At 58.2% G+C, this 25,942-nt stretch carries 27 protein-coding genes and 1 tRNA gene; 14 read left to right on the plus strand and 14 right to left on the minus strand.

All coding sequences use genetic code 11. The features are described 5' to 3' along the window. Positions 1-7: 7 nt before the first annotated feature. From KF885_00590 to KF885_00605, 4 genes are all read right to left on the minus strand, one after another. Positions 8-982 carry an ABC transporter permease gene (locus KF885_00590; GenBank protein MBX3047651.1) on the minus strand — a complete coding sequence of 325 codons (975 nt, stop codon included), beginning with the start codon at positions 980-982 and terminating at the stop codon, positions 8-10. Beyond that, positions 982-2,046, minus strand: coding sequence for an ABC transporter permease (locus tag KF885_00595; GenBank protein ID MBX3047652.1), 1,065 nt, complete (start codon positions 2,044-2,046; stop codon positions 982-984). Before KF885_00595 ends, KF885_00590 begins: the two co-directional genes overlap by 1 nt. After that, entirely contained in the window at positions 2,043-3,503 is a 1,461-nt protein-coding gene (locus KF885_00600) for an ATP-binding cassette domain-containing protein (protein MBX3047653.1), read from the minus strand. Before KF885_00600 ends, KF885_00595 begins: the two co-directional genes overlap by 4 nt. A gap of 76 nt (positions 3,504-3,579) precedes the next feature. Next, complete coding sequence (locus tag KF885_00605; protein ID MBX3047654.1) at positions 3,580-4,785, minus strand: BMP family ABC transporter substrate-binding protein; 1,206 nt, start codon at positions 4,783-4,785, stop codon at positions 3,580-3,582. A gap of 366 nt (positions 4,786-5,151) precedes the next feature. Here KF885_00605 and KF885_00610 point away from each other — a divergent pair, with 366 nt between their 5' ends. Continuing rightward, the gene (locus KF885_00610) at positions 5,152-5,889 is read left to right on the plus strand and encodes a class I SAM-dependent methyltransferase (GenBank protein ID MBX3047655.1); all 738 of its coding nucleotides are present in this window, start codon (positions 5,152-5,154) and stop codon (positions 5,887-5,889) included. On the opposite strand, the gene mgtE is transcribed toward KF885_00610, so the two are convergent. Beyond that, complete coding sequence (mgtE, locus tag KF885_00615) at positions 5,886-7,238, minus strand: magnesium transporter (GenBank protein MBX3047656.1); 1,353 nt, start codon at positions 7,236-7,238, stop codon at positions 5,886-5,888. The genes KF885_00610 and mgtE overlap by 4 nt on opposite strands. A 135-nt stretch (positions 7,239-7,373) precedes the next feature. On the opposite strand from mgtE, the gene pckA reads away from it, so the two are divergent. Then, a complete protein-coding gene (gene pckA, locus KF885_00620; protein MBX3047657.1) occupies positions 7,374-8,957 on the plus strand; it encodes a phosphoenolpyruvate carboxykinase (ATP) in 1,584 nt (527 codons plus the stop codon). 134 nt (positions 8,958-9,091) lie between these two features. After that, positions 9,092-9,922: a hypothetical protein gene (locus tag KF885_00625; protein ID MBX3047658.1), complete on the plus strand. Its 831-nt coding sequence runs from the start codon at positions 9,092-9,094 to the stop codon at positions 9,920-9,922. A 78-nt stretch (positions 9,923-10,000) separates the two neighbouring features. On the opposite strand, the gene KF885_00630 is transcribed toward KF885_00625, so the two are convergent. The 9 genes from KF885_00630 to KF885_00670 form a co-directional block, all read right to left on the minus strand. After that, a complete protein-coding gene (locus tag KF885_00630; GenBank protein MBX3047659.1) occupies positions 10,001-10,957 on the minus strand; it encodes an FAD-dependent oxidoreductase in 957 nt (318 codons plus the stop codon). A 62-nt stretch (positions 10,958-11,019) separates the two neighbouring features. Beyond that, positions 11,020-11,092: transfer RNA gene (locus KF885_00635), tRNA-Arg, on the minus strand. Next, on the minus strand, positions 11,093-12,274 hold the full coding sequence (locus KF885_00640) for a site-specific integrase (GenBank protein MBX3047660.1): 1,182 nt from the start codon (positions 12,272-12,274) through the stop codon (positions 11,093-11,095). It lies immediately after the preceding tRNA gene. Positions 12,275-12,371: 97 nt separating this feature from the next. Further along, positions 12,372-12,563, minus strand: a complete 192-nt coding sequence (locus tag KF885_00645; GenBank protein ID MBX3047661.1) for a helix-turn-helix domain-containing protein — start codon at positions 12,561-12,563, stop codon at positions 12,372-12,374. Continuing rightward, on the minus strand, positions 12,553-13,449 hold the full coding sequence (locus KF885_00650) for a replication initiation factor domain-containing protein (GenBank protein ID MBX3047662.1): 897 nt from the start codon (positions 13,447-13,449) through the stop codon (positions 12,553-12,555). The genes KF885_00645 and KF885_00650 overlap by 11 nt, the downstream gene beginning before the upstream one ends. 588 nt (positions 13,450-14,037) lie before the next feature. Further along, the gene (locus KF885_00655) at positions 14,038-14,481 is read right to left on the minus strand and encodes a TIR domain-containing protein (protein MBX3047663.1); all 444 of its coding nucleotides are present in this window, start codon (positions 14,479-14,481) and stop codon (positions 14,038-14,040) included. Positions 14,482-14,555: 74 nt separating this feature from the next. Beyond that, entirely contained in the window at positions 14,556-14,969 is a 414-nt protein-coding gene (locus KF885_00660; GenBank protein MBX3047664.1) for a hypothetical protein, read from the minus strand. Between the two features lie 128 nt (positions 14,970-15,097). Beyond that, positions 15,098-15,997 (minus strand): DNA adenine methylase, encoded by a 900-nt coding sequence (locus tag KF885_00665; GenBank protein MBX3047665.1) that lies wholly within the window; start codon positions 15,995-15,997, stop codon positions 15,098-15,100. Next, the gene (locus KF885_00670; protein ID MBX3047666.1) at positions 15,987-16,892 is read right to left on the minus strand and encodes a hypothetical protein; all 906 of its coding nucleotides are present in this window, start codon (positions 16,890-16,892) and stop codon (positions 15,987-15,989) included. Before KF885_00670 ends, KF885_00665 begins: the two co-directional genes overlap by 11 nt. A gap of 507 nt (positions 16,893-17,399) precedes the next feature. Here KF885_00670 and KF885_00675 point away from each other — a divergent pair. The 11 genes from KF885_00675 (at position 17,400) to KF885_00725 (ending at position 25,908) form a co-directional block, all read left to right on the plus strand. Next, positions 17,400-18,494, plus strand: a complete 1,095-nt coding sequence (locus KF885_00675) for a restriction endonuclease (GenBank protein MBX3047667.1) — start codon at positions 17,400-17,402, stop codon at positions 18,492-18,494. Between the two features lie 284 nt (positions 18,495-18,778). Next, the gene (locus KF885_00680; protein MBX3047668.1) at positions 18,779-19,051 is read left to right on the plus strand and encodes an HPr family phosphocarrier protein; all 273 of its coding nucleotides are present in this window, start codon (positions 18,779-18,781) and stop codon (positions 19,049-19,051) included. Positions 19,052-19,180: 129 nt separating this feature from the next. Further along, a complete protein-coding gene (locus KF885_00685; GenBank protein ID MBX3047669.1) occupies positions 19,181-19,969 on the plus strand; it encodes a DeoR/GlpR transcriptional regulator in 789 nt (262 codons plus the stop codon). A 77-nt stretch (positions 19,970-20,046) separates the two neighbouring features. Next, positions 20,047-20,334 carry a PTS sugar transporter subunit IIB gene (locus tag KF885_00690; protein ID MBX3047670.1) on the plus strand — a complete coding sequence of 96 codons (288 nt, stop codon included), beginning with the start codon at positions 20,047-20,049 and terminating at the stop codon, positions 20,332-20,334. Positions 20,335-20,353: 19 nt separating this feature from the next. Beyond that, a complete protein-coding gene (locus tag KF885_00695) occupies positions 20,354-21,712 on the plus strand; it encodes a hypothetical protein (GenBank protein ID MBX3047671.1) in 1,359 nt (452 codons plus the stop codon). A gap of 111 nt (positions 21,713-21,823) precedes the next feature. Next, positions 21,824-22,636: a BtpA/SgcQ family protein gene (locus tag KF885_00700; GenBank protein ID MBX3047672.1), complete on the plus strand. Its 813-nt coding sequence runs from the start codon at positions 21,824-21,826 to the stop codon at positions 22,634-22,636. A gap of 1 nt (position 22,637) precedes the next feature. Continuing rightward, complete coding sequence (locus KF885_00705) at positions 22,638-23,297, plus strand: ribulose-phosphate 3-epimerase (protein MBX3047673.1); 660 nt, start codon at positions 22,638-22,640, stop codon at positions 23,295-23,297. Further along, positions 23,294-23,767 carry a PTS sugar transporter subunit IIA gene (locus tag KF885_00710; protein ID MBX3047674.1) on the plus strand — a complete coding sequence of 158 codons (474 nt, stop codon included), beginning with the start codon at positions 23,294-23,296 and terminating at the stop codon, positions 23,765-23,767. The genes KF885_00705 and KF885_00710 overlap by 4 nt, the downstream gene beginning before the upstream one ends. 1 nt (position 23,768) lies before the next feature. Then, a complete protein-coding gene (locus KF885_00715; GenBank protein MBX3047675.1) occupies positions 23,769-24,143 on the plus strand; it encodes a hypothetical protein in 375 nt (124 codons plus the stop codon). A gap of 58 nt (positions 24,144-24,201) precedes the next feature. Then, positions 24,202-25,209 carry a Gfo/Idh/MocA family oxidoreductase gene (locus KF885_00720; protein MBX3047676.1) on the plus strand — a complete coding sequence of 336 codons (1,008 nt, stop codon included), beginning with the start codon at positions 24,202-24,204 and terminating at the stop codon, positions 25,207-25,209. A 21-nt stretch (positions 25,210-25,230) separates the two neighbouring features. Continuing rightward, a complete protein-coding gene (locus KF885_00725; protein MBX3047677.1) occupies positions 25,231-25,908 on the plus strand; it encodes a hypothetical protein in 678 nt (225 codons plus the stop codon). Positions 25,909-25,942: the final 34 nt, after the last annotated feature.

A 25,942-nucleotide genomic window follows, 5' to 3' on the forward strand; every position in this document is an offset into this window, starting at 1 on the left:
CTTTGTTTCATCCTTCTTTCAATTCCGCGCCCAACGCCGCGGGCGGCGCGGCCTGCATCAGACCACGCAGGGGCCGCTGCAGCGGGGCCGGCAGGCGGGCCAGCAGCTGGCCGCCCAGGCGGCCGCTGACCACCAACAAGACCAGCAGCATCAGCAGCCAGGGCAGCGCATTCAAGACCACCACGGAGGACTCGCCCAGGCTGCGCTGCAAGACCACCGAGATCACCGAGCGGGTGGCCACGAAAAGCAGCACGCCCAGCGCCCCGCGCAGCGGCGACCAGCCGCCAAAAATGACGATGGCCAAGGCGATCCAGCCCAGGCCGCGGGTGTGGCCCTCGGCCCAGCCGATCTTGACGTCCAGCGAGTAGGCCGCGCCGGCCACGCCGACCAGCGCCCCGCCCAGCACGGCGTAGGCGTAGCGCAGCTTGCGCACCGCCACGCCGCGGGCGAAGGCCGCCTCAGGGCGTTCGCCGGCGCTGCGCAGCGCCAGGCCGGGCCGCGAGTGAAAGATCCACCAGGTGCTGGCCAAAGTGAGCGCCAGGGCGAAATAGACCACTAAGTCCTGGTTGAACACGATCGGCCCCAGCACCGGAATGTCCTTCAACCATGGGATGGGCAGGCGCGGCACCCAGATGCCCGGCAGGCGGGTGAAGTTCTGGCCCAGGAAGGCGCTTAGGCTGTCGCCCAACAGGGTCAGCACGAAGCCGACCGCCACCTGGCTCTGGCGCAGGGCCAGGCTCCCGAAGGCGACGACCAAAGCCATCAAGGCCCCCACCCCAGCTCCCGCCAAAAAGCCTAGCAGCAGACTGTTGCTTACATAAGCGGCGGCAAAGCCCGCCATGGCGGAGAGCAGCAGGCTGCCATCCAGCGAAAGGTTGACCACGCCGGCGCGCTCGCTGAGCGTCTCGCCACACACGGCGATGATCAGCGGCGAAGATTGCAAGACGATCGAGGCGGCAATCGCGATCCAGTTGGCATCCATCAGCTTTGCCTCCCGGGCGTGCGCCTGGCGGAGCGCACTTCAGACCACCAGGTCTGCAAGCGTTCCCGGTCGCCAAACAAAAGCACCAGCAGCACCATCACGCCGGTGAGGATATCACCCAGCGAAGAGTGCAGCTGGGTGCGTAGCTGCAGGACAATGCTGCCGCTCAATACTGACGCAAAAAAGAAGGCCACCAGCGGCGTCCAGAACAAACGGAAAGCAGCCAGGATCACGACCATCAACGCCAGGTAGCCGATGCCGCCGGAAATGCTCTGGCGCAGGCTGTCGAACCAGCTGAGCACGCGCACCGCCCCACCCAGCCCGGCCAGCGCGCCGCAAAAGCCCATGGCCAGCAATGTCTCCCGCCGGCTGGAGACGCCCAGCAGCAGAGCGGAGCGCGGGTTGCGGCCCAGCGCCTTGAGGCGCAGGCCCCAGCTGCTGTTGCGCAGCGCCAGCACCACCAGGCCAAAGGCCAGCCCAGCCAGCGCCAGGGCCACCAGGCTGAAGCGCGTACTGCCCACCAGGGGCAGCAGCGCATCGGCATGGAAAGGGGCCGTGCCGCGGAAGCTGCCGCCCTCGGGCGGCTGCCAGGGTCCGGAAATCAGGAAATTGGTGAGGATCACCGCCAGATTGTTGAGCGCCAAGCCGCCAAAGATCTCGTGCACGCCCCAACGCTTGAGCAGACCGGCCAGGGCCGCCCACAGCGCGCCGGCGGCCATGGCGGCCAGCACTTCGAGGCTGATCTGCAGCGGCGCGGGCAGTTGCAGCGAAAGCGCCACCCAACTGGCGCCGATGGCGCCCAGAATAAATTGCCCTTCAATGCCGATGTTCCACAAACCCGCCCGAAAGCTGACCAGCAGGCCCAGGGCGCTGAGCAGCAGCGGGATCCAGAACGCTACAGTGGTCAGCAGGCGGTCCTGATTGCCGAAAGCGCCCTGCCACATGGCGCTGAAGGCTTCAGCGGGAGAGGTGCCAAAGGTGACCAGCAGCAAGCTGGTGAGCAGCAGCGCCGCCAACACCGGCGCCAGCGTCCACAGTTGGGCCAGCCAGGCTGGGCGGGTCACGCGCCGCCCCCGATCAGATGGCCCAGTTCGTTCAAGCTGGTCTGGCGCGCGTCCAGCAGGCGCGACATGCGCCCACCAGAGAAGACCGCGATGCGGTCACTGCGCTCCAAGAGCTCGTCCAGGTCGGCGGAGAGGAACAGGATGGCGGCGCCCTCGCGGCGGCGCTGATCCAACTGCTGCCAGATCCAATCGCTGGAGCGCAGGTCCAGGCCGCGAGTGGGATGCTCGGCCAGGATCAACTGCGCATCGTCGGGCAGCAGGCCAAACAAGACCCGCTGCTGGTTCCCACCGGAGAGTTCCTCCACCCGGCTGCCGGGCCGGGCGACGATCTGGTATTGCTTGATCCGTTGGCGGGTTTGGGAGCGGCTGGCGGCGCGGTCCACGAACAGGCCGTTCTGGCTGACCAGGGCCATGTGCTCCGCCAGGGTCATGCCGCTGACCAGGCCTTCTTCCAGGCGGCCAGCGGCCAGGTAATGCAGGCCCAGTTTGCGGGCGGTCAAATAGTCCAGGCGGGGCTGCCGCTGGCCCGCCAGGCGCAGCTCGCCGCCGGCCAGCGGAAGCAGGCCGGCGCAGGCCCGCAGCAGCAGTTCCTGCCCGTTGCCATCCAGGCCGGCCAGACCCAGCACTTCGCCGGCGTGCAGGCTGAGGTCCACGGGTTGCAGCTCCAGGCGCGGCGTGCGCACCACCAGGTCACGCAACTCCAATTGGGGTGTGCCCGCCGCCGGGCGCGGCCGGAGGGGGCGCTGGGGCAGTTCGGCAAACATCAGGTTCACCAGCTTCCGGCTGGGGCAAGGCAGCTTGGCGCCGCCCACATAGTCGCCCTGGCGCAGCACGATGGCCTGGTCGCACAGCTCCTGCACTTCTTCCAGCTTATGCGACACCAAGATGAGGGTTTTGCGCTCCTTGCGGGCCAGGTCACGCAGGGAATTGAACAATACGGTCTTCTGGTCAGCGCTGATGCCGGTGGTCGGCTCGTCCAGGATCAGCAACTGCGCGCCGCCCGAGAGCAGGCGCAGCAGTTCCAGCTGTTGGCGCTCGCCCAGGCTGAGGTCCTCGATGCGCTCGTGTGGATGGATTTCAAAACCATAGCGCTGGCCCAATTGGCGCAGCTGGTCCGCGGCGTGCCGCCGCGGGATCGCCAGGCCGCCCGGCCGGCCGAGCAGGTAGTTTTCCAACACGGTGAAGGGCGGCACATCCAGCGGGTCCTGGTAGAGCATGCCGATGCCGGCCGCCAGCGCATCCAGCGGGGAGCGGAATTGCTGGGGCACAGCGTCCAGAAGAATGCGGCCGCTGTCCGGCGTTTGGTAGCCGGAGAGGATCTTCATCAGCGTGCTTTTGCCTGCCCCGTTCTCGCCGAGCAACCCGTAGATCCGCCCGGCTTCAAAGGTGAGGCTGATGCCCCGGTTGGCTTGCACTGGGCCAAAACTTTTAGAGATCTTGTCGAGTTCTACGCGCATGGCTTACCTGCACCTCAGCGGAAAGAAAAGCAGACCTGGGGCTCAATTGAGCCCCAGGTCTGCTTGGGGAAATGCGTTATTGGCTCTCGCCCATGCCCTGCAGCAAGGCGGGCAGGTACCAGATCTGCTCGTCGGTGGCGCTTTGGCCGGCAGCCACATACACGGTACCGTCGCGCAGGTTGACCGGGCCGGCCCACAGGTCCACTTCGCCAGCCGCTAGCTTGGCGATGAAGTCGTGCAGGTCGCTTGCGGCCTGGCCTTGCAGCGCCGGGCCGTCCAACCAACCCACATCGGTCTGGCCGGGGTCGGTCAGCGCGTCCCAGTTGGCGGCGTTCCAATCCCAGCTCTGCTCCCAAGTGCCAGCGGCCACGGACTCAGCCAGGGCCAGGTAGGCCGGACCCCAGCTAAAGAAGGGCACGCCCAGGCAGAAGGCCGGCGCGCTGTCGCAGGCGTTGAGATAGTCGTAGGGCACAGCCAGGATGGCTTCATCGGCGGCAGCGCGCTGGGCAGTGACGTCGATGGCTTCGGTGGTGTCAATGCCGCTCATGATCACGTCGACACCCGTATCGAAGAAGTTGTTGGCCACTTCGGTGGGGTCCAGGGTCACGCCCGGGATATTGAACCAGAAGCCGATCCAGGTCACGTCGAACTTAAGCGCTGCCGGATCCTCGCCGCGATAGGTTTCGTAGCAGTGGCGGGCGCCCAGGTAGGCCGAGGCGGTCAGGCGGATGGTCTCGTGGTTGATCAGCGGGCCGACATAGCCGATGTGGCCGGTTTGGGTATTGAGGGCTGCGGCGCAGCCGGCGATGGCCTTCATGTCTTCCATGCGGCCCATCACATTGCCCAGGTTGGCCGGGGCTTCACCGGTGCGAGCGTCATCCCCGGAGACATTAATGAAGACCACTTCGGGATGGGAGGCAGCCACCGTAGTGGTGTCTTCCTCGAATTCGTCCGAAGTGGTGATGATCAGCTTGGCGCCCTGCTCCACCATATCGGCGACCACACTGGCCACCGTGGCTTCCGGCTTGTCAGCCGGGTTAAGGGACTCAAAGACGATCACCCGGCTGCCGGGCAGATGCTCTTCCACGAAGAGACCGCCTTCGTAGTGGGCCTGGCTCCAGCCATGATCGTTGCGCGGGCCTACCAGGATCAGGCCGATGGTCAGGCCTTCGGCGGCATCGTCGCCGGCAGCCGGATCCGGCTGGCTGGCCGCTGGGGCGCAGGCGCCCAGGATCAGGGTCAAGCTGAGCAGTACAGCAAATACAACCTTTTTATGAAACATCACTTCTTCCTCCGTTGGAAATGGCGAATGCGCAAAAGGGTGGCGGTTTATCGGCTCTCCGGCGATCACCCCCCATCCTGCAGCGAGACCACCACGGGGCCAAAAAGAAACGCACCCTGGGCTTGCCAGGGTGCGCCAATTTTCTTTGACACTCCTCCCCGAGAACCACTTCGGTTGGAGGTCAGCGTCCGCATTCAGCTACTCCGCGGGTGGTCTCACGAAAAATGTATCATATATGGGGGTAAAGGTCATCGTTACCGGAATATACAGGACAACGCGGCGGGTGTCAAGGGAGGCACCCCAAATTGGCCCGCTTTGGGCCAGGTCTAACCAAATTGCAGGCTGGCCACCAAGTAGAATGGCCACATGAAGCAGAACATGTACGATGACGAGGCTTTTTTCAGCAAATACAGCCAAATGAACCGCTCGGTGCAAGGGCTGGCTGGCGCCGGGGAATGGCATACCCTGCAGCCCATGCTGCCAGACTTTGAGGGCAAAGCCGTGCTGGACCTGGGCTGCGGCTTTGGCTGGCACTGCCAATACGCCATCGAGCACGGCGCGGCCTCCGTGGTGGGCGTGGACATCTCAGAGAAAATGCTGGCTGTGGCTCGCGAAAAGACGTCCGGCGAGATCAAGTATGTATGCAGCCCGATCGAGGAGGCGGAGTTCGCCGAGGGTTCTTTTGATGCCGTGATCAGCTCTCTGGCCTTTCACTACCTGGCCTCATTTGACGACATTGCCGGGAAGGTGTGGACCTGGCTGAAACCCGGCGGGGACTTTGTCTTCTCGGCGGAACATCCGGTCTTCACAGCGCAGGGCAGCCAGGACTGGCAACGCGACGCACAGGGAATGATCGAGCATTTCCCCGTAGACAACTACTTTTACTCCGGCAAGCGAGAAGCCAACTTCCTGGGCGAGACGGTGATCAAGTACCACCGCACACTGACCGACTACTTCTCGGCGCTGCTGCAGAATGGCTTTGAGATCCGCGGTGTGGCCGAACCGCAGCCGAGTGCGGAGATGCTGGCCAGCGTGGAGGGCATGCAAGACGAGCTGCGCCGCCCGATGATGCTGATCGTGGCCGCCCGAAAGACACCGGCCTAGATATTCAGGGTCAGCTTGGCGATCACCAGATAAATCGCCAGGCCGGTGGCGTCCACCAGGGTGGTGATGAGCGGCGCCGAAACCGCGGCAGGGTCGATCTTGAAGTGTTTGGCCAGCAGGGGGATAAAGGCGGCAATGCCGTTGGCCCATACGCAGATGGTCAAAACACCCAAACCGACCGCCATGGCCAGGTCCGGCTCAGGGCTCCACAACAGCGCCCGCCCGTAGGCCACCAGGCCCAGCAGGGTGCCCAGAATGAGCCCGGTCAGCAATTCACGCTGGATGATGCGCCCCATGTGCTGCATGTGCAGCTCGCCAGTCGCCAGGCCGCGGATCAGCGTGGAGACGGTCTGGGCGCCGGTATTGCCGCCTGTGCCGATCAGCAGGGGGATGAAGAAGGACAGGGCCACCACGGCGGCCAGTTCCTTTTCGAAGAACTGCAGCACAGAGGCGGTCATGGTGCCGGCGACAAACAGCAGCAGCAGCCAGCCCACCCGGCGGGTGACCACCGTCCAGACGGGGACGCTGAAGTAGGCTTCGGCCTCCACGCCGCTCTGCACCGCGCCAAACTTGAGCAGATCCTCAGCGTGCTCGGCCGCCAGCACATCGATTACATCATCGGCGGTGATGATGCCCAGGATGCGGTTGTCGGCATCCACCACGGGCATGGCCAGGAAGTCGTAGCGCGAGAGCAGCTTGGCGACCTCTTCCCGGTCGGTTTCAGGCAAGACGCTGATCACTTGGCGGTTCATCAGCCGGGCGATCTTGGCAGTTGGCGCGGCAATGACCAGCTCACGCAAGGAGAGCACGCCCAACAGACCGTCAGCGCCATCCACCACGTAGAGGTTGGTGAGCGTCTCGACCTTGCGTGAGATCTTACGCAGGTGGGCCAAGGCCTGGCTGGCGGTCATCTGCGGGTCCAGGCGGGCAAACTGCTCGGTCATCATTTGCCCGGCGGACTCGGCCGGGAAGCTGAGCAGGCGCTGCACATCGGCGCGCTGGCGTGGGGCCAGGGCGGCCAGAATGGCAGCCCGCCGGCGCTGCAGCACGCCCACCGCGTGGGCGGCTTCGTCCATCGGCAAGAGGTTCAGGATGGCGGCGGCTTGGGCGACAGGCAGCTCATCCAGCACGCTGCGCACGGCCTGGGGGCCGAGCTCATGCAGCACTTCGGCCTGATCGGCAGGGCTGAGCAGGCCGAAGACCAGATTGCGCTGGGCGGCGGGCAAATGCTCCAGGGCCTCGGCCAGGTCGGCGGGGTATTGCTTCTTCAGCAGACGGCGCAACCCACTCAGGTTGCCGGTTTGCAGGTGGGTACGCAGGGTTTCATATAAGTTCTGTGTGTTTGGCATGGCGTATTCCTTCGGCTGTGGCCCATTGTAGCCATACTGCCGCCTTCTCACCCGCAATCGCGGGGATTGCCAGACCGACCAGATTGGGGGCGTATAATTGGCTTAACATCATCCAAAAACCCAAGGACGGAATCGATGACCCAAAACCCCTCAGCGACTGCCAACCTGGACCTTAGCAAAGCCCACCAGAACCTGAGTGTCCCCGAAGTATATGAGCACGCAGTGAAAGCCGGTGCGGTGCAGCTCACCGCCGACGGCCCTTTCAATGCGGTCACCAGCCCGCACACCGGCCGCTCACCCAAGGACAAGTTCACGGTGCGTGAAACGGCTACGGAACAGGACGTGCACTGGGGCCAGATCAATGTACCCTTCGACGAGGAAAAGTTCAATTTGATGCACCAGAAGGTGCTGGCCTACCTGGAAGAACGTCCCGCAATCTACACTCGGGACGTTTTCGCGTGTGCAGACCCTGCCTACCGCATGCCAGTGCGCTTCGTCTCCGAATCGGCCTGGCACATGTTGTTCGTCAACAACATGTTCATCCGCCCTTCGGCTGAACAACTGAAAGACTTTGAACCGGAGTTCACCGTACTGCACGCGCCGGAAATGCAGGCCGACCCAGAAACGGACGGGACGCGCAGCGGCACTTTCATCCTGGTGCACCTGACCAAGAAACTGGTGCTGATCGGCGGCACACGCTATGCCGGGGAACTGAAGAAATCCATCTTCAGCGCGCTGAACTATCTGCTACCCAAGCAGGGCGTGCTTTCGATGCACTGCTCGGCCAATGTGGGCGCCGATCGCAGCACGGCGCTGTTCTTCGGCCTGTCCGGCACGGGCAAGACCACGCTTTCGGCCGACCCGGACCGGGCGCTAATCGGCGACGACGAGCACGGCTGGAGCGACAACGGCGTCTTCAACCTGGAAGGCGGCTGCTACGCCAAAGTGATCAAACTCTCGGCGGAGGCGGAGCCGGACATTTATGCCGCATCGCACCGCTTCGGCACCGTGCTGGAGAATGTGGTGCTCAACCCGGACCGTACGCCGGACCTGGACAGCGACAACATCACCGAGAACACTCGGGCCGCCTACCCGATCCACTTCAACTCCAACACCGACAAAGACGGCATGGCCGGACACCCCAACCACATCGTCTTCCTCAGCGCAGACGCCTGGGGCGTGCTGCCGCCGATCGCCAAGCTGACCCCGGAGCAGGCCATGTACTATTTCCTCTCCGGCTACACGGCCAAGCTGGCCGGCACCGAGCGCGGTGTGACCGAGCCGGAAGCCACTTTTTCGGCCTGCTTCGGCGAGGTCTTCATGGTTTGGGACCCCACCGTGTATGCGGAGATGCTGGCCGAGAAAATGGCCAAGCACAAGTCGCAGGCCTGGCTGGTGAACACCGGCTGGTCCGGCGGGCCGTATGGGGTGGGCAAGCGCATGAAGCTGGGCTTCACACGGGCGATGGTGCGCGCCGCGGTGGATGGGCGGTTGAACGACACCCCCACGGAGACCGAACCGGTCTTCGGCCTGGCGATCCCCAAGGCAGTGCCGGATGTGCCCAGTGAGGTCCTGGTGCCGCGCAGCACCTGGGCCGACCCCGCGGCCTACGACGAGCAGGCCGCCAAGCTGGCGCAGCTCTTCCATGAGAATTTCAAGCGCTTCGAAGCGAGCGCCTCAGACGCCATCAAAGGCGCTGGGCCGCTGGCAGGACGCTAAACTCTAAAAAGCCTCCGAAATTCGGAGGCTTTTTTGTTTTGCTTCTGTCTGAAAAAACCGCCTGAAGCGACTGAATTTTTTGGTGGCTTTTGCTTTATACTGCTCAAACATTGTTAGTAATGAGGAGATTTCTCATGATCGGTATCAATCCCCGCGGCCTGCTGGTCGCAACCGCCACAATGCTGGCCATCTTGTTGGCGGCCTGCAGCTCCGGCAATGCCCAATCCGAGAACCTGGCGGCCACGGAGCGTGCGCTCAGTGCGACCCAACAGGCGTTGGAGGCGCAGCAACAGCGCCAGTCGGACCAGCAGCAACCCCAGCGCGGCCTGGGTGCGCCGGCTACCGAAGAGGTACAGGAAGAAGAACAGCAGCAAGAGCAGGAACAGGAAGCCCCCGCAGTGACGGACAAGGGGCCGTACTACGTGGAGGAATTTTCTGAGCCGCCTATGGATTGGACCTATTACCTGCTCAGCGGCGACTCCAGGGACTTCCAGCTCTACACCGAGCGCGACCGCCTGGTGTTCGACATCAAAGGCGAATACATCTGGGCCTATTACACCTATGACAATTACACTTATGGCGATGTGCGCGTGGACTTCCGCGCCAAGAACCTGGGGAATAACAACAACAACGTCAGCCTGATCTGCCGGGTAAGTGAGCGCGGCTGGTATGAGTTCAATGTAGCCAACAACGGCCTCTACGCCATTTACCGCTACACAGTCAGCGACAACAACTTCCGCGAGCTGTACAGCGGCGGTGTGGCCAATATGCGGATTGGCAAGGAAACCAACGACTACACCATGATCTGCAAAGGCAACCGCCTGACGCTGGGGATGAATGGCGTGGAGATCCGCACGATCGAAGACAACTTGTTCGAAGAGGGCTTCGCGGGGGTGGGCGTGTCATCCTTTGACGGAACGCCGGTGCTGGTGGAGATGGAGTACGTGGAGATCTCGCAGCCGTAAAAGCTGTTCTCCTTCAAGAAGAATAGAAAAAGCTCTTCGCTTTGGCGAAGAGCTTTTTATTAACCACCGAAGACGCGCTCAGGACGACACTAGGCGCACGACTTCCTGCGCGCAGCCCCAGCTGAGCGTGAAGCCCGCCCCGCCGTGGCCGTAGTTGTGGATCAGCTGCTGGTCGCCGGGCAGCCGCTCCGCCTCCAGGCGTACGCTGGGGCGCACCGGGCGCAAGCCGACGCCTTCGGCGAGGATCTCGACCTGGGCGAAGGCCGGGTGCAAGGCAGCGGCTTTACGTAAGATGTCTTCTCGGTCGCTGGCGCGCGGGTCGGTCTCCCAATCATTTGCCTGGGCCGTACCCCCCAGCACAATGTCCGCGCTGCGCGGGATGATGTAGCCCAGCGAATTGGGGCCTTCGTCGTCCAAGATCGAGTGCTGCACACCGTTGGGGCGCACCTTGAGCGTTTGCCCGCGCACGGGATAGAGGCTGTCATCGCTCGCCAGTTGGCGGGCGCCCAGCCCGGTGCAGTTGACCACCACATCGGCGACCGCCAATGCTTCATCGACATGCTGGACGTCTTTCTGTTGCAGCTCGCCGCCCAGACGCCGGAACCAGGCCACCAGGTAGTCCATGTAGAGGCTGGTGTCGATGACCACCGACTCGGTCTCGAAGCCGTCCTGGTAGCCGGCGGGCAGGCGGGTCGGGTCCAGGCGGCGGTAGACGCCGCCGGCCGCGGCAGCCCACCACGGCTCCGTCACGGGGTGAGCATAAAGATCATGCACCACTGTCGGCCGGCAGCCGCTGGCCGGGTCCGGCAGCAGCTGCTGGCGGAAGAAGGCCAGGGAGTGCGCCGCCCAGGCGTTGACCCGCTCCAGCGGCTTGGCCAGGTAGGGGAACCACAGGGCGGCCGCCTGGTTGGAGGTGGTGTGCGGCGGCAGCTCACGCGCCCACAGGGTCACCGGCCGCCCAGCTTGCAGCAGCAGGATGCCGGTGGACAGGCCGGAGACGCCGGCGCCAAGCACGAGGGCGGGTTTGGCAGGCATGGGGAAATTTTACGCTGAGACTGAACAAAAACGCACCGGTTGACCGGTGCGTTTTTGTTCAGCGCGCCCAGAAGGATTCGAACCCTCAACCTACTGATCCGAAGTCAGTCGCTCTGTCCGTTGAGCTATGGGCGCTTACGGGTAAATTATACTGTTTTCGCCCTTAAAAACCGGTTTTGGAGCTTGCTGCTGCAAATCTGCTGCAGTTAATGGAGCTACAAGTTCATCCAAACGCTCTGCAGATTCGTTCGCCAAGCCAGGTATCAAATGGCCGTAGATGTCCAAAGTGATACTCGGCTTCGAATGTCCAAGTTGCCGGGCAATGCGGATTAGCTCCATGCCACTCATCAGCATAAGAGACGCCGCTGTATGCCTTAAGTCATGGAAGCGCATCTCTGGCAAGCCTGCCGCTTTCAAAGCCGCTTTGAATTGAGCCAACAAAACACGAGGTTCTTTCGGCGTTCCGTCCGAAGATGGAAACAAAAGATTTTCTTTATTTTCGCCAAGAGCAAATCTTGCTTCTTGCTGCTCTCGATATTGCATCAGTTTTCGAAGCGTCAATCTTCCTAGCTGCACAGTGCGGATACCACTTCGGCTCTTGGGTTCTGAGAACACAAGTCCCTTGTAGGGAATTCTCTGTAGCTGCCTGCGCACCAAAACAGTAGCACTGGCCCAGTCTACATCTGACCAACGCAGGCCAAGCAATTCACCCTGCCGCATGCCAGTAGTGACGGCCATCTGCAACACCATCCCCAACCAGCTTCCCTCAGTTGTCAGAAGTAAGCTCCGCACTTGAACATCGGAAAGAAACTTCATTTCCGGCGGCCTAAAAGTAGGCTTGTCTACTCGCCTAGTTGGACTATATGGAATTAGTCCCTGCCGCTCAGCGAAGCCAAGTGAAGAACGCAGCACGCCATGAAGTAGTTGGACTGAACGCGCCCCAAGCCCGCCCTTGAGTTTTTCAGCATAAAAGTCTTGGATCGCTACTGGCTTTAGGTCTGCCAGTTTCACCTTTCCAAATTTCGGGAGTAGATGATAGTTGCCAATCCCTTTGTACTGAAGCCAAGTCTTATGGCGCACCCTGGGCTCTATCAAGAGCAGCCACTTTTCAAAGAATTCTTCAAAAGTCAGGTCTACCCCTCTGGCGGTTAAGCCTTGGTCTTTTTGATTGGCCATTTCCCGCAGCCAATTCACACATTCTTTTCTAGAAGAAAACGATTTGCTAAATCGTTTACCATCAATAGAGAATTGTGCTTGCCAACGGCCATTATCTTTTTGGTAGATTGCGCCTTCTTGATTGCCTCTTCTTTTAGCCATTCCTTTTCTCCTTATTCGAGATTAGGAAAGGCAGTTTGGCTATACCCTAGGTTTGTAAGGTGCAGGTGGTTCTGAGTCATTGTAAACCAACCCACACCTACGCTGACCGCTTTGCCTCAATAAAGCGTTTCAGATCTTCCAGCTTCACCCGAACCGCCCCCCCAATTCGGATAGTGGGTATGTCCCCACGCTGCATCAGTTGGTATGCAAAAGCCCGGCTGATATTCAGCATCTTGGCCACCTGACTGGCCTTGAGCAATTGATAGGGGGTTTGCACTTCAAGACTCATCGCCACCCCCACTCAACAAACTCTCAAACCGCCGGCCACGCTTGTTCCGACCGGCCGCGAGTAAGGTCTTTACCGCCCCCTCACCATACACATCCACAAGCACCGACAAACTGGGAGATACTTGCTTGAACAGCCACTCGGATATTCTCGACATCTCTTTAGTGCGAGCGTCGGTGATGGTGAAGTTGGCTCTGGCCTGACCTCGAACGAACTCAACCCAATAAGGTGCATCCACATCCACGAAATCTCGCAAATGCGCCATGGCCTTAGTCGCCCATTCATCCGGCGCATGAACCAATACATCTCTACCAATGCCGTCTGCTCGGCTGCCCTTTGTTTCCATCTCCAACCGAACCGGGCCATGAAAATTATAGACCCGCAGATAGCGTGAGGATTGGCGGCTGCCCATCCGGAAGATGGAGTGCCCTATCTGGCCGTCTTCTCTGGGTTTATACGGTGAACGTTCGTAGCTAAAGGTTTCCCGCTTGGCATAGGTTCTAAACAACTGCTCTTTGCCCGCCTGGTCTAACTCCTCCGGCGTGAATGGCACACCATCCCAAGCCAAGTCTAAACGAGTAAGCTGAAATCGCTCGGTGCGCTCCAGAACGAGCATGAACTCTTGAAGAATTTTGGGATGCAACGCTTCACAAGCCAAGCCGGGCAACTCAATTTGAAAGTGAGGCTCAGCGTCCTCTACAGCCTGTCTAGGAGCGCAATAGAGCTTACTTTCCGCTAATGCCTTGTAGATTGTCTGGTAGAACCTAGCGCCATAACCCTGGTCAAGCATGACCCCTAGGCTTTTCTCAAACCAGACCGACCACAATTTTAAGGCGTGGTTTGCCGTGCCCCAGATGGTGATTGCGAACCAATGTACTCTGAATTCCATATTTACTCCTTGGCCAATTTACGCCCCCCTAACAGTATTGGGGGGCTGCCGATGAAATTGGCAAGAAGTAGTGCACTTCCGCTCCGCTTCCGGTGCTCCTCACGTGCGCTCCGGTTCGGTGCTCGGCGACAGCTACTCTCTTGCTTACTGTGGTCTGTGGAAAACAGGTACGCCAAAGTACAGGCACACTGCCTCGGAGAACATCAGCTATTTAGTTAGGCTTGGTCTCATGAAATTCAGGGCTTCCGCTGACCAATCCGCTGCCCTGGGGCCTATACAGGCCACTCGGTGCTGGCCGCACCTCCCGTTAGTGTCGTGGGGGACTTTCGTCCGCTTGTCATTCAAGCGTCTGGTTACTAGGGCCAGAACCAGTCCCACCCAGAAAATAGCACAGCTTAGAAATCGAGTCAACCTGCTAATTGTCTTTTATGTCCACCCCTTAGCCTTTTCCTTCCCGTTCGCAGCCTACGGCAGCACCCCAGCTTGTCAAGGGCAAAGGTTTCTCACTAAGCCCACACTGTCAACCCCTTGACAAACTGGGGACCCCGCCGCCGTGTTCAGGCTGCCGGGAAGAAAAGGCTAGAAAATTTATCGGCCTGCAGCCTGAGCAGCCAACTCAATCCAACTGCCTAAGTTTTTATTTCCGTCACCCTTGAACCATAGATAGCTCATATAGCCAGAAGGCACTACACCTCCACAGAAATTACTAGTTTTGCCATACTGATCTTTAATCATGCTGATATTAACTTGCAACAAACCTTTGCCCAGACTGATAGTGCGCTCAACTTCATACTTAACCCATTTGCTTTTACAAGTTTCTGCACCAACTAAAACCACAGTGACTGAAGTCCCCGCCATCTGTGTATCTATCCATCTCCTGATTGCATCATCACCCCGTCTTCTTATTGTTTCTATTTCTGCAGCATCGATAAAGCCTGCTGCTTCCCGCCCAATAGCTACCCACGATTTTCGAACAACATTTGCGCGCCAAACATCTGAGTATTCAAAACTGAAAAAAACTTTGCGGGTCATCTTTCCTCCAAACTAAGTTGTTAAGAAAGCGTTTGATCATTCTTGCCTGGCCCTGGTCACTTAAAAGTTCTGACCTAAAAATTCCAAAAGGTAACCACAATCACTGAGAGCAGCACCACCATATGAAAAATCAACCCAGGCCAAGAAAAGAGTCCATCGAACCATGTCTCTTGAATGCTGCCTAATCGCGAAGTGTCCATTGAAAAATCAATCTGTGCATCGTCGAGCTTTCGCACATGGTCATACAGTTTCCTAAAAAGTTTCTCCTGACCCAAGTAATAACCATCCAAAATCCAAAATGCAATTGATGGGAAATAGGCCAAGAAGACAAAATGGTATTTTTCTTCCGCCGCAACTGCTGAAAGCGCAAACATAGCAGACACAAGCGTTACAGACCAACCCTTAATGAGAAAAGAACTTGCAGCCATTCTTATTATGGTGGCTTGAATCAACTCTAGGTGAGAAACCTTGTTTGATTTTTCACTCATAATGGCAAATCCCAACAACCCAAGAAAAGAACAAATATTCTATGTCAGACTATAGCATTTGTCCCCGATTTACGCAAGTACTTGATGAATGTTGAATTCCAGTAATTTTGAAATGGCTTTGAAGCTTCCTAATATTCTCGCAACCAGCTAAGGTTACGTCCTACGAGCAGTTCAGTACGTCTTGCATTATGTGTCCCTGTCATATCTACTGGCTTGACCTCAAAGCCGTTCTCAACTGCTAAACTGCGTACTTCCTCAGAATCATCATATGTCATGAGAAAATCTCCCGCTACTTGCCCCATGATCTGAAACAAGGTTTGATGATTTAGCTCATGATATTTGTATAATCTTCTGCCTGCCTGTTTTTTTGAAGCCGTGTAGGGTGGGTCCACAAAGAAAATAGTTTCGGCATCGTTTAAATATTCATTTATTACGTCAAAGGCATTACCTGATACAAACTCAATACGGTGTTTGACTTGCTCAATATCGAGAATGCGCTTTTTCAATGTCTCGGGATACCACCTAGACAAGATGCCTTTCCCGTTCTCGCCACTTTTTAACAAACCCGCCCCCTGGGCCAAAATACCTCCGTGGCTGACTCTATTTTGTATTATCGTTTTAAATGCCAACTCTTTTTTGCTTTTTGGTTTCGATTGCAGAATTGAACTAGCACTCTCTGCGGTTAAATCAATATTGATTATTCGGGATGCAAGCCACCTAGCCCCACCTTTTATGTTGATTATTGTTTCCCAAACCGCAGCCACCTGCTCATCGAGTTCAATTAGAACTACTTGGTCGGCTAAGTTTTCAAACGCTACAGTTAAACCAACAATGGCGCCCCCGGCAAACGGCTCAACAAGCAATTTTGGTTTTTTAGAATAAGAACTCAACCATTGTCTTATTCTAGGGATGAGCCAAGTCTTTCCACCAGGATAACGAAATGGGCTTCTCTGAGGAACAGAGGCAACATTAACGACCCTCTGCGCTTCTTCCCATAACTTATATTGAACAGTCCGCTCAGTCTTCATTGTTTTCTACTTGGCTTGGCAAAGGTTCAACTTCAGGTTCTTCAAGTGATGACGCTGGGATGCCCATGGTCTTATCTTTTTTGATTCTATCGGCGAGATAAGCAATGAAATCATCTACCTCACCAATCTCCGGCATAGTGATTTTAGAAAGCGTCTCCTTGAATTTTGTGAACTTCACTTCTTTCAGATTAAGCACGTATCTGCTATCTTCTTCACTCTTTGTAAAACTGTATACAAACCAAGCTATATCAGCAGAGGCTTTATCAGTAACTGGAAGATCGGGTAATTCCGCAAAGAAATTCTCATCAACGGCAACAGCCATTCGCTTTTTCCAACTATGTAAAATGCTGCCCTTATAAAGTAATTGTGGTGCTAATCGTTTCCGAGAGGAGGACAAATAATCTGGTTTAGGATAATTCTGCTTTGGCCAATCCATTGCAGAATTTGAACTTGGATCTTCCATATATTTCTTGAAGACATTTTTCACATTTCCAGTAATATACACAGCCTGCACTTCAACCGCACCAAAGTCAATAATTCTTCCCCTGTCATCAACAGCCGCCAAGACAACATCTATATTCCCAGCAGCTTTTCCATTCTTATCTTTGAGCCGAGCTTCCGTAAGCGCTATGAATTGTTTTCCAGGGAAGAAAAAATCAGCTGCATCTGAAACTAATTTGTAATCTTCTCTAAACCTTACGGGACATGTTGCAACGACTTTCTTGCCGTCAAAGATGGTACACACACCTATCGGGTCAGTTGCACTACTCTTAGTGCAATTCATACCAGATGAATTATGAAAGGGGCAGAGTCGACCATTGCGATGACGCGTCGCCAAATCAGACATGTTGTCTGTCGGGAAGCCGAAAACTTCAGCGAGTGGGTTGTTAGCCATTGCTCCGTTACCTTCTATCACAGAAAGCCGGGTGAAAGTTTTTAGAATTATCCATAGCCATCCTGAACAAATATTCTACTATAATAAAGGCTTCAGGACAAAATAAACGCAGACTAAGTTCATCCAGCCAAACTGCCCTTCCCAACCACCTGCTGCAAATCTGCTGCAGTTAATCTAGAAACACTAGAAATCACAGACTACATGTACTAAACTCCCCCAAGATTTACCCGTAAATCTTATTGCAAAGTAGCCAGTAGACACTATTTACAACCATCCCAGCGCTCCGAAGTCAGTCGCTCTGTCCGTTGAGCTATGGGCGCATACGCCCCCTGGCGGGCGAGCATGCAGGATTTCTACTCAGCTAACGCCGAGTAACGAAACCCATTAATTATACACAGCATCATCCCGACGCCGGCTTCAGACTGCCGTGAAGAACAAAGCCGAGCATTACGCATAGTAGAATACACACCATAATTAGAGCTTCTACAAACTGGCAAGGGTAGGTCTATGTGGAAAGAAGAAGCAACTAGAAAAATCCATCGTCTTAGCCAAGTGAGCTTTGTTTCAGGACTTCTATCAATAGCCTTACTCTTATCCTTGTGCAGTACTTTGACAAGCGATTGGAGAGGTATTATTTTCTTAGCCTTAATTTCGGTGGTTCTAATTGCTTTTGTAACTCACTCAATTTCTAAAGATATGGCAAAAGAAGAAGAGCTTCTTCTACTTACTCCACCCGTATCTGTTAAAGATTTGAAGCGCATACGAGAGATACTAAGCAGCATTCAATCAGAACGTCCTAAGTTCGAAAAGCAACTTGCAGACGCTAAGATAGCTCTCGCAACAAAAATAAATAGCATAGCCTACTCGCCAAACAAAGAAACAAGAATCCTGCCCCAAGACATCCATGCAGTTGAACTCATAGAATACTCTGAGATGTATCAAAATACGTTAGTTCGGATCAAGGTAAAAGCTGAACAAGCTGTTAGGGAGATTCTTATAGTTTTTAATATCATGCCCCCTGGCTTAGAAGTCCGCGAGTTTCACACAATAGAAGTTCAACAAACAAAAATAACAATCAAAACAAGCAAGGGGATGTTTGAATTTCCAATAATCGCTTCTAAGTCACCTCAGGCGCAAGATGCTATTGAGGTATTGAATTTTCTATCAATATTATTTACTGAGTATGCAGGGCCATCACAAAGTGAACTTGATAAAATCGACAAGTTGAGCGGTATAGAATTTGAAAAATACATAATTGGAGTTTTGAAAGAGCATGGTTATGCAGTAAGTCTGTCAGGCAAATCGGGTGATCTGGGCGTAGATATTCTTGCAGAGAAAAATGATATAAAGTATGCGATTCAATGTAAACGGCAGGGAAGCATGGTTTCGCGTCGTGCAGTTAGTGATGCGGTCGCAGGAATGCAGCACTATAACTGCGATCAAGCTGTTGTGATTACAAACAATAGATTTAGCCCGGGAGCCAAGCAGCTTGCCAAATCCAATGACTGCATCTTGATTGATCGAGAGATGCTCAGCAAAATACTAAGCATCGAATCTGGAAAATCTCAAGACGTAGTTGGCCAAGTAGCGAAACAAACTTAAAACCTCAAGGTTGAAACGTCATCCTTCTCTTCTCGCGGCCCATAACCCAGTGGCCTCGCCGCTTGTTTGAACTGTCGGAAAAGCTGGTACAGCCCACCCAGCCAAGAAAATGAGAAGTAGCCCTCCAAGCAATTTGTCATTATGGAAATTTAGCACCCCGTTTACCCCCTATCTCTTGAACATTATATATATAAACTTGGCCCCTGCTTTTATGCCCGCATCTTGCCAGGCGTGTGTGATAATGCGGCCACCTACTGCGTGAAGATTACGTAAGGAGATAAGTTGTGATCACACGTGAATTCACGATTGAGCATGAGATTGGCTTGCACGCCCGCCCGGCAGCCACCTTTGTAAAAACCGCGGGCAAGTTCCAGGCAGACATCACCCTCGAGAATGTCAGCCGGGGCTCAGCGGCGGTGAACGCCAAGAGCATCATTTCCGTGCTGACCTCGGGCGTGGAGCACGGCCACACCATCCGTGTCAACGCCGAGGGCGAGGACGCGCAGGCCGCGCTGGATGCGTTGGGCGAGTTGATCGCCAACAACTTCGGCGAATAGCAAGATACGGCAGCTTTAAAAGGGCTCCTGATCCCAGGAGCCTTTTTTTGTTCGCTTGACTCGCCACTTGGATAGGAGTACAGTGTGTTTGAAAGAACAAATATGATGTTTGTTCAAACATAAATCATTATGGAGAAACAAAAACGCCAAAAGAAGATCTTGGAATTCATTCGCGCCAACAGCGCCGCGACGGTGGCCGATCTGTGCGAAAGCTTTCAGGTGTCTGAGATGACCATCCGGCGCGACCTGGCCGAGCTGGACGAAGCCGGCCTGCTGCGGCGGGTACATGGCGGCGCCACCCTGGGCACCGGCCGGAGCAACGAGCCTACCTATAGGGCGCGTGCGCTGGAGAACCACGAAGCCAAGCAGGCCATCGCCGCCCTGGCGGCCTCGCTGGTGGCGGATGGCGACAGCATCGCCCTGGACGTAGGCACCACTATTCACGAAATGGTCAGCCCCCTAAAAGACCGCCTGGACCTGACCATCCTGACCCCCAGCCTGAGCATCGCCAACAGCCTATTGGAAGTCTTCCGGCCCAACTCCGGCATGCGCCTGATGCTGACGGGCGGCATCGTGCGCCAGGACGAGAAATCCTTGATCGGCGAGTATGCCCAAAGCATGTATCGAAACCTGAACGTGGACAAGGCCTTCCTGGGCGTGGGGGCGCTGAACATCAAAGAAGGTTTTACCGAATACAACCTGGACGATGCGGCGGTCAAAAAGGCCATGCTCTGCTCTGCAGAAAAGGTCTATTTCCTGGCGGATGGCAGCAAGTTCGGCCGCTCCACCTTCGCCTCGGTGGCCCCGCTCAGCACGGCCACGGCTATCCTCACCGACAGCAGCGCTTCCCAAGCGATCATTTCCCAAATCCAAGCCATGGGCGTGGAAGTCATTGTGGCCCCTTCGCCACTGCCCTAAAATGAAGGAGGTTTATCGGGCGATACAAAGCAAGTGGCTGGCTCGCAAGCAGCCAATACCGAATTGAGGAGAGCAACGTGAAGAAAGTTTGGGTAGTGTGCGCCACGGGAATAGCCACGTCCACCATGATGCGGCTGAAAGTGGAAAGTTTCCTAAAGGAACAAGGCCTGGAAGCCAATGTTCAACAGTATCGCGTGACCGAGATCTCTTCTGATCGCATGGACGCGGACGTGATCATGGCCACCACAGAAATTCCCAAGGAGTTTCACGAACTGGTGCCGGTGATCAACGGCATTTCCCTCATCACAGGTATTGGGCAAGAAGAAGCCTTGCAAGAGCTGGCCGACACGTTGAGGAAACCTTAGTCAAACTAGGAGATCTGTGATGGAAAGTATTTTTGAAAGCGTAGGCGAGTTTCTTAATGCGCTTGGCCCCCTGATTGTTCTGCCCGTGGTGATCGCCATCCTGGGCATTGTGCTGGGCCAGAAATGGGACAGCGCCGTGCGCAGCGGCCTCACCACGGCCGTGGCCTTCGTCGGTATCTTCCTAACCGTCGGCCTGCTGGGTGAAACCGTCAGCACGATCGGCGCGGCCTTTGCCGAGAACACCGGCACCGGCCTGAGCGTGATCGACATCGGCTGGCCGGCCGCTTCGGCCCTGGCCTTTGGCACGCCGGTGGGCAACCTGATCATCCCCTTGGGCATTGCGCTCAACCTGATCTTGCTGCTGCTCGGCCTGACCCACACCCTGGACATCGACATCTGGAACTTCTGGCACATGGCCTTTGTCGGCGCGCTGGTCAACTATGTGACCGGCAGCTTTGCGCTGGCCCTGTATGCGGCCGCCTTCAGCCTGGTGGTGGCCCTGTTCCTGGCGGACTGGTCTGCCCCGCTGATCCAGAAGCACTTCAAGATCCCGGGTATCTCCATCCCCCACTTGCAGTCGGCCAGCTACATGCTCCTGGCGCTGCCGTTTGCCAATCTGATCAACAAGGTGCCGGCCCTGCGCAAGCTGAACATGGAACCGGACACCATCCGCAAGCGGCTGGGCCTGATCGGTGAGCCGATGGTCTTGGGCTTCATCATCGGCGGTCTGCTGGCCATCTTTGCCGGCCAGGGCACCACGGACGTGATCCTGACGGCCGTCAACACCGCCGCGGTGATGCTGCTGATCCCGCGCATGGTCGGCATCCTGGTGGAGGCCCTCTCCCCGGTGGCCGAGGCTGCGCAGAAGTTCATGTCCAAGCGCTTTGCCGGCCGCAAGTTCTACATCGGTATGGACTCGGCCATCCTGGCGGGCAACCCGACCGTGATCGCCGCCGGCCTGCTGCTGGTGCCGGTGGAGATCCTGCTGGCGCTGGCCCTGGCTCCGCTGGGCAACCAGACCCTGCCCTTCATCGACCTGGCGGACGGCGTGTTCGTGGCCGCCATGCTGGCGCCGCTGGTGGCCGGCGACGTGATCCTGACCACTCTGCTGGGCGCCATCGTGATGGGCATTGGTCTGATCTTCACCACCCATCTGGCCCCGGCGGTCACCAACCTGGTGAACACCGGCGCCACGGCCCTGGACATCCCCTCCGGTTTTGCTTCCTACACCGTGATGAGCGATGGGGCCATGCCGGTGGCTTACGGCCTGTACTACCTTTTCCAGACCCCGGTGGCCGTGGCGATCGTGGTCAGCCTGGTGGTATTGGGCGGCTTGTACTGGCTCAAAACCAAGTATCCTCTTGGCAGCGAAGCCTAGTACGGCAGTTCATTTCGTTGTTACGCAGTAGGTAATGAACGAGGGTGAGCTGCAGAAGCAGTTCACCCTCGTTCCCATCTTGAGGGAGTTGCGGAGGTAGACAAGGATAGTATGAGCAATTGGATTGAAAGCCTATTCGGCACCCAAAAGCCGGTGATCGCCATGGTGCACATGCCGGCGCTGCCCGGCGACCCAGGCTATGACGCCAAGCAGGGCATGCAGTACGTGGTGGACCACACCCGCGCCGACCTGCTGGCCCTGCAGGAGGGCGGCGTGGACACGGTCATGTTCTCCAACGAATCCAGCCTGCCCTACCTGACCGAGGTCGAGCCGGTGACTGTGGGCAGCATGGCGCGCGTGATCGGCGAGCTGATGCCCGAGATCCGCATTCCCTTTGGGGTCAACGTGCTCTGGGACCCTTATCGCTCTCTGGACCTGGCGATGTCCACCGGCGCCTCCTTTGTGCGCGAGATCTTCACCGGCGTATACGCCAGCGATTTTGGCCTGTGGAACACCAATTGCGGCAAGGTGGTCCGCCACCAGCACGCCATCGGCGCCCAGAATGTAAAGCTGCTCTTCAACATCGTGCCGGAAGCCGCTTCCTACCTGGGAGACCGCAGCCTGGCCGATATTGCCCGCTCCACGGTGTTCAACGCTCACCCGGACGCCTTGTGCGTCTCCGGCCTGACGGCGGGCAAGGAAACCTCCGCCCAGGCACTGCACGAAGTACAGGAAGCCGTGGGCGACACGCCGGTGTTCGCCAATACCGGCGTGCGCCTGAGCAACCTGGAGCAGCAACTGACCGCCGCCGATGGCGTGGTGGTAGGCACCAGCTTCAAGAAGGACGGCTACATTTGGAACCCGGTGGATGGCGAGCGCGTGAAGGAATTCATGGCCAGAGTTCGGGAAATCCGCGGTCAATAACATGCCCGCCTTCGAGATCGCGCCTTCGCTCGTCTCGGCTCCGCTGCTGAGCCTGAGCGACAGCCTGGCCCAGCTGCGCTCGGCCGGGGTGCAGAAGCTGCATATTGACATTGAAGACGGGCACTTTGTGCCCGTCATGAATCTGGGGACGCGCTTCATTGAAGAGCTGCGCGGCTCCGGATTCTTCCTGGATGTGCACCTGATGGTCTCCAACCCGGAGGAGATCATCCCCCTGGCGGCGCGCCTGGGGGCAGACGCCATCAGCGTGCATCTGGAAGCCAGCCTGTACCCGCGCCGGCACTTGTCCGCCATCCGCAGCCTGGGTCTGCAGGCTGGGCTGGCGGTCAACCCCAAGACGCCCCTGCCCGACCTGGACTACCTGGCGGATCGCCTGGACAGCCTGCTGGTCCTGACCACTGAGCCCGAAGACCCGCACAGCCCTTTCATCCCGGCCACATTGAACAAGATCAGGCAGGCGCGCCAATGGGCTGCGCAGGCGGCGCCCGGCCTGCCGATCACCGCCGACGGCGGAGTGAGCGCGGACAACCTGAGCGCGGTGCTGGTCGCCGGGGCCAGCGGCGTGGTGGTGGGCCGCGCCCTGTTTGCCGGGGCCGACCTCCAAAGAAGCATTGAGCAGTTGAGAAAGGCGGCCGGATCGTGAGCGCATTCAATCTATTGGCGCCTGCCTCGGTGCATTTGGGCCTGCAGGCCCACAGCGCCGAAGAGGTGATCCGCCTGCTGGGCGGGGAATTGCGCTCCCACGGGAAGGTCAAAGCCGATTTTGTGGAAGCCACGCTGGCACGCGAGGCGTCCAACCCCACTGGCCTGGTGCTGGGCGGGCGATACAATGCCGCCCTGCCACATGTGGACCTGGAATACGTCAACCAATCAGCCATCGCGCTGGCCGTGTTGAAGGACCCGGTCACTTTCCGCAGCATGGTGGACCAGGCAGAGGAAGTGCCGGTGCAGCTGGTGATCATGCTGGCCCTGGTGGACCCCAAAGCGCAGATCAATGCCCTCGGCCAAATTGCCGAAGTGCTGCAGAACCCCGAAATTGTCGAAAAGCTGGTCCACGCCACGACCAGCAAAGAGATCTTTCTGATCCTGGGCCAGATCGAAGGCGGTCAATAGCATGTACGAGTGGTTCCAAAGCCTGACCGGCGCCTGGGGCCGGCCCCTGCTGGACTGGTATCTGGCCAACAGCTGGGTGAATTTGCCGCTGATCGGTTATGGCATCTTCCTGCTCTTGGCCTGGCGCAACTACGACCTGATCGAGCAGCGCCTGGTGGACAGCTGGCTGGCACAGGCTAAGGACAAGAAGGGCAAAGCCAAACTGCCGTCCCAACCCGAAACCGATTGGGACGCCGCCGTGGCCGGCCTGAGCTATCCGTTTCTGGCGCAGCGCGGCTACCTGTGGCTGCACAAAAACACCGCTGAGAACGCGGCCAAGATCATCAACCTGCACCGCGTGCGCACCCGGGCCGAATGGCGCCTGGAACGCATGTAAGTGCTGTGCCTGGCCGATTGCTCCAACGACTGAAGTGAATCGCGTATAAGATAGCGGCATGGCCGCTTCCAAAAGCTATCGCTGGGGTTTCGTGGGCGCCGGCGGCATGGCACAAGCCTTGGCCGCCGATCTGGAGTTTGCGCCGCGCTGTGAAGTGGGCGGCGTCTACTCACGTAGTCCGGAAACGGCGCAGGCTTTGGCCGGCCGCTTTGGCGGCCAGGTCTACGCCTCGCTGGAGGCCATGCTGGCCGATGCGGCGATTGACCTGATCTACATCGCTTCCCCCAACCAGCTGCACTACCGGCAGGCCGCCGCCGCTCTGCAAGCGGGCAAGCCGGTGCTGTGCGAGAAGCCTTTCACTTTGAATGCCGCCCAATTGGAACGCCTGATCGGCCTGGCGCGCAGTCAGGGGCTGTTCTTAATGGAGGCCATGTGGACCCGCTGGCTGCCGCTGCAGGCCCGTCTGCGTCAGCTGCTGGGCGAAGGGGCCATCGGCCAGCCGCTGCAACTGGAGGCCGGCTTCCATTCCCGGCCACCGGCGGCAGCTGACAACCGTTTTTACAATCCCAGCCTGGGCGGCGGCGCCTTGTTGGACCTGGGCGTCTACCCGCTCTCACTAGCCAGCCAGATCTTCGGCCGCCCAGCCAAAATCACCTCGACTGTGCAGCTGGCCCCCACGGGTGTGGACGAACGCTTCGCAGCCCAGTTCAGCTACCAGAACGGGGCCAGCGCGCAGCTCTCGGCCGGGTTTGATGGCGTGCTGCGCCAGGACATTCTGCTGCGGGGCAGCGAGGGCAGCCTGCAGATCGCCCTGGACCAGGGCGGCTGGAAGCAGCGCCAACTGACCCTGACACGCGGCGGCCGAAGCGAGGTCTTCGACGCGCCCTACCTGGGCAGCGGCTACAGTTACCAAGCGGACGAAGTGGTGCGCGGCCTGGAGGCCGGGCGAACCGAGAGTGAGACCATGCCGCTGGCCGAGTCGCTGGAAATCCTGCAGACGATGGATGCGCTGCGCGCCGAGTGGGGCTTGCACTACCCGGGCGAAGACGAGCTCCAAATGTTGTAGACTAGCCTGTAGGCTGGCCCCATGACCGAGACTACTCTGCGCTTCGAAGCCACACCGCAGCAAGGCCGGGTTTCCGCCTTGCTGCGGGTGCCAGACCGGGCCGGCGCCCTGTTGGTGCTGGCCCACGGGGCGGGCACTGACATGCGCCATCGTTCGCTGGAGATGCTGAGTGAGCAGTTGGCCGAACACCGCATCGCCACCTTCCGCTACAACTTCCCCTACAAAGAACGCGGCCGCGGCGGCCCCAACCCCAAAGCCGTACTGACGGCTACGGTCCGGGCGGCCGTCGCCGTCGCGGCGCAGGCCGCGCCGGGCTTGCCGCTGTTCGCCGGCGGGCGCTCGATGGGTGGGCGCATGACCTCGCTGGCCGCCAGCCAAGCAGCGCTGCCGGGCGTCAAAGGTCTGGTGTTCTTCGGCTTTCCGCTGCACCCGGCGGGCAAGCCGGGGGCCGAGCGCGGCGAGCACCTGGCCGCGGCCCGCCTGCCGCTGCTCTTTCTGCAAGGCCCGCGGGATGCACTGGCTCTGCCGGAGTTGCTGGAGCCGGTCGTGGCGGCCCTGGGTCAGCGGGCCACGCTGCACATGCTGGCCGGGGCCGACCACAGCTACAAGGTGCTCAAGAGCTCCGGGCGCACGGAGGCGGAGGTGTACGCCGAAGCCGCCGCGGTGGCCGCGGCTTGGATGGCGAAACACGCCAACTAAAAGCGGCAGCCGAGTGGCTGCCGCTTTTTAGTTG

This window comes from Anaerolineales bacterium (assembly GCA_019637805.1).
Taxonomy (GTDB): domain Bacteria; phylum Chloroflexota; class Anaerolineae; order Anaerolineales; family UBA11579; genus JAMCZK01.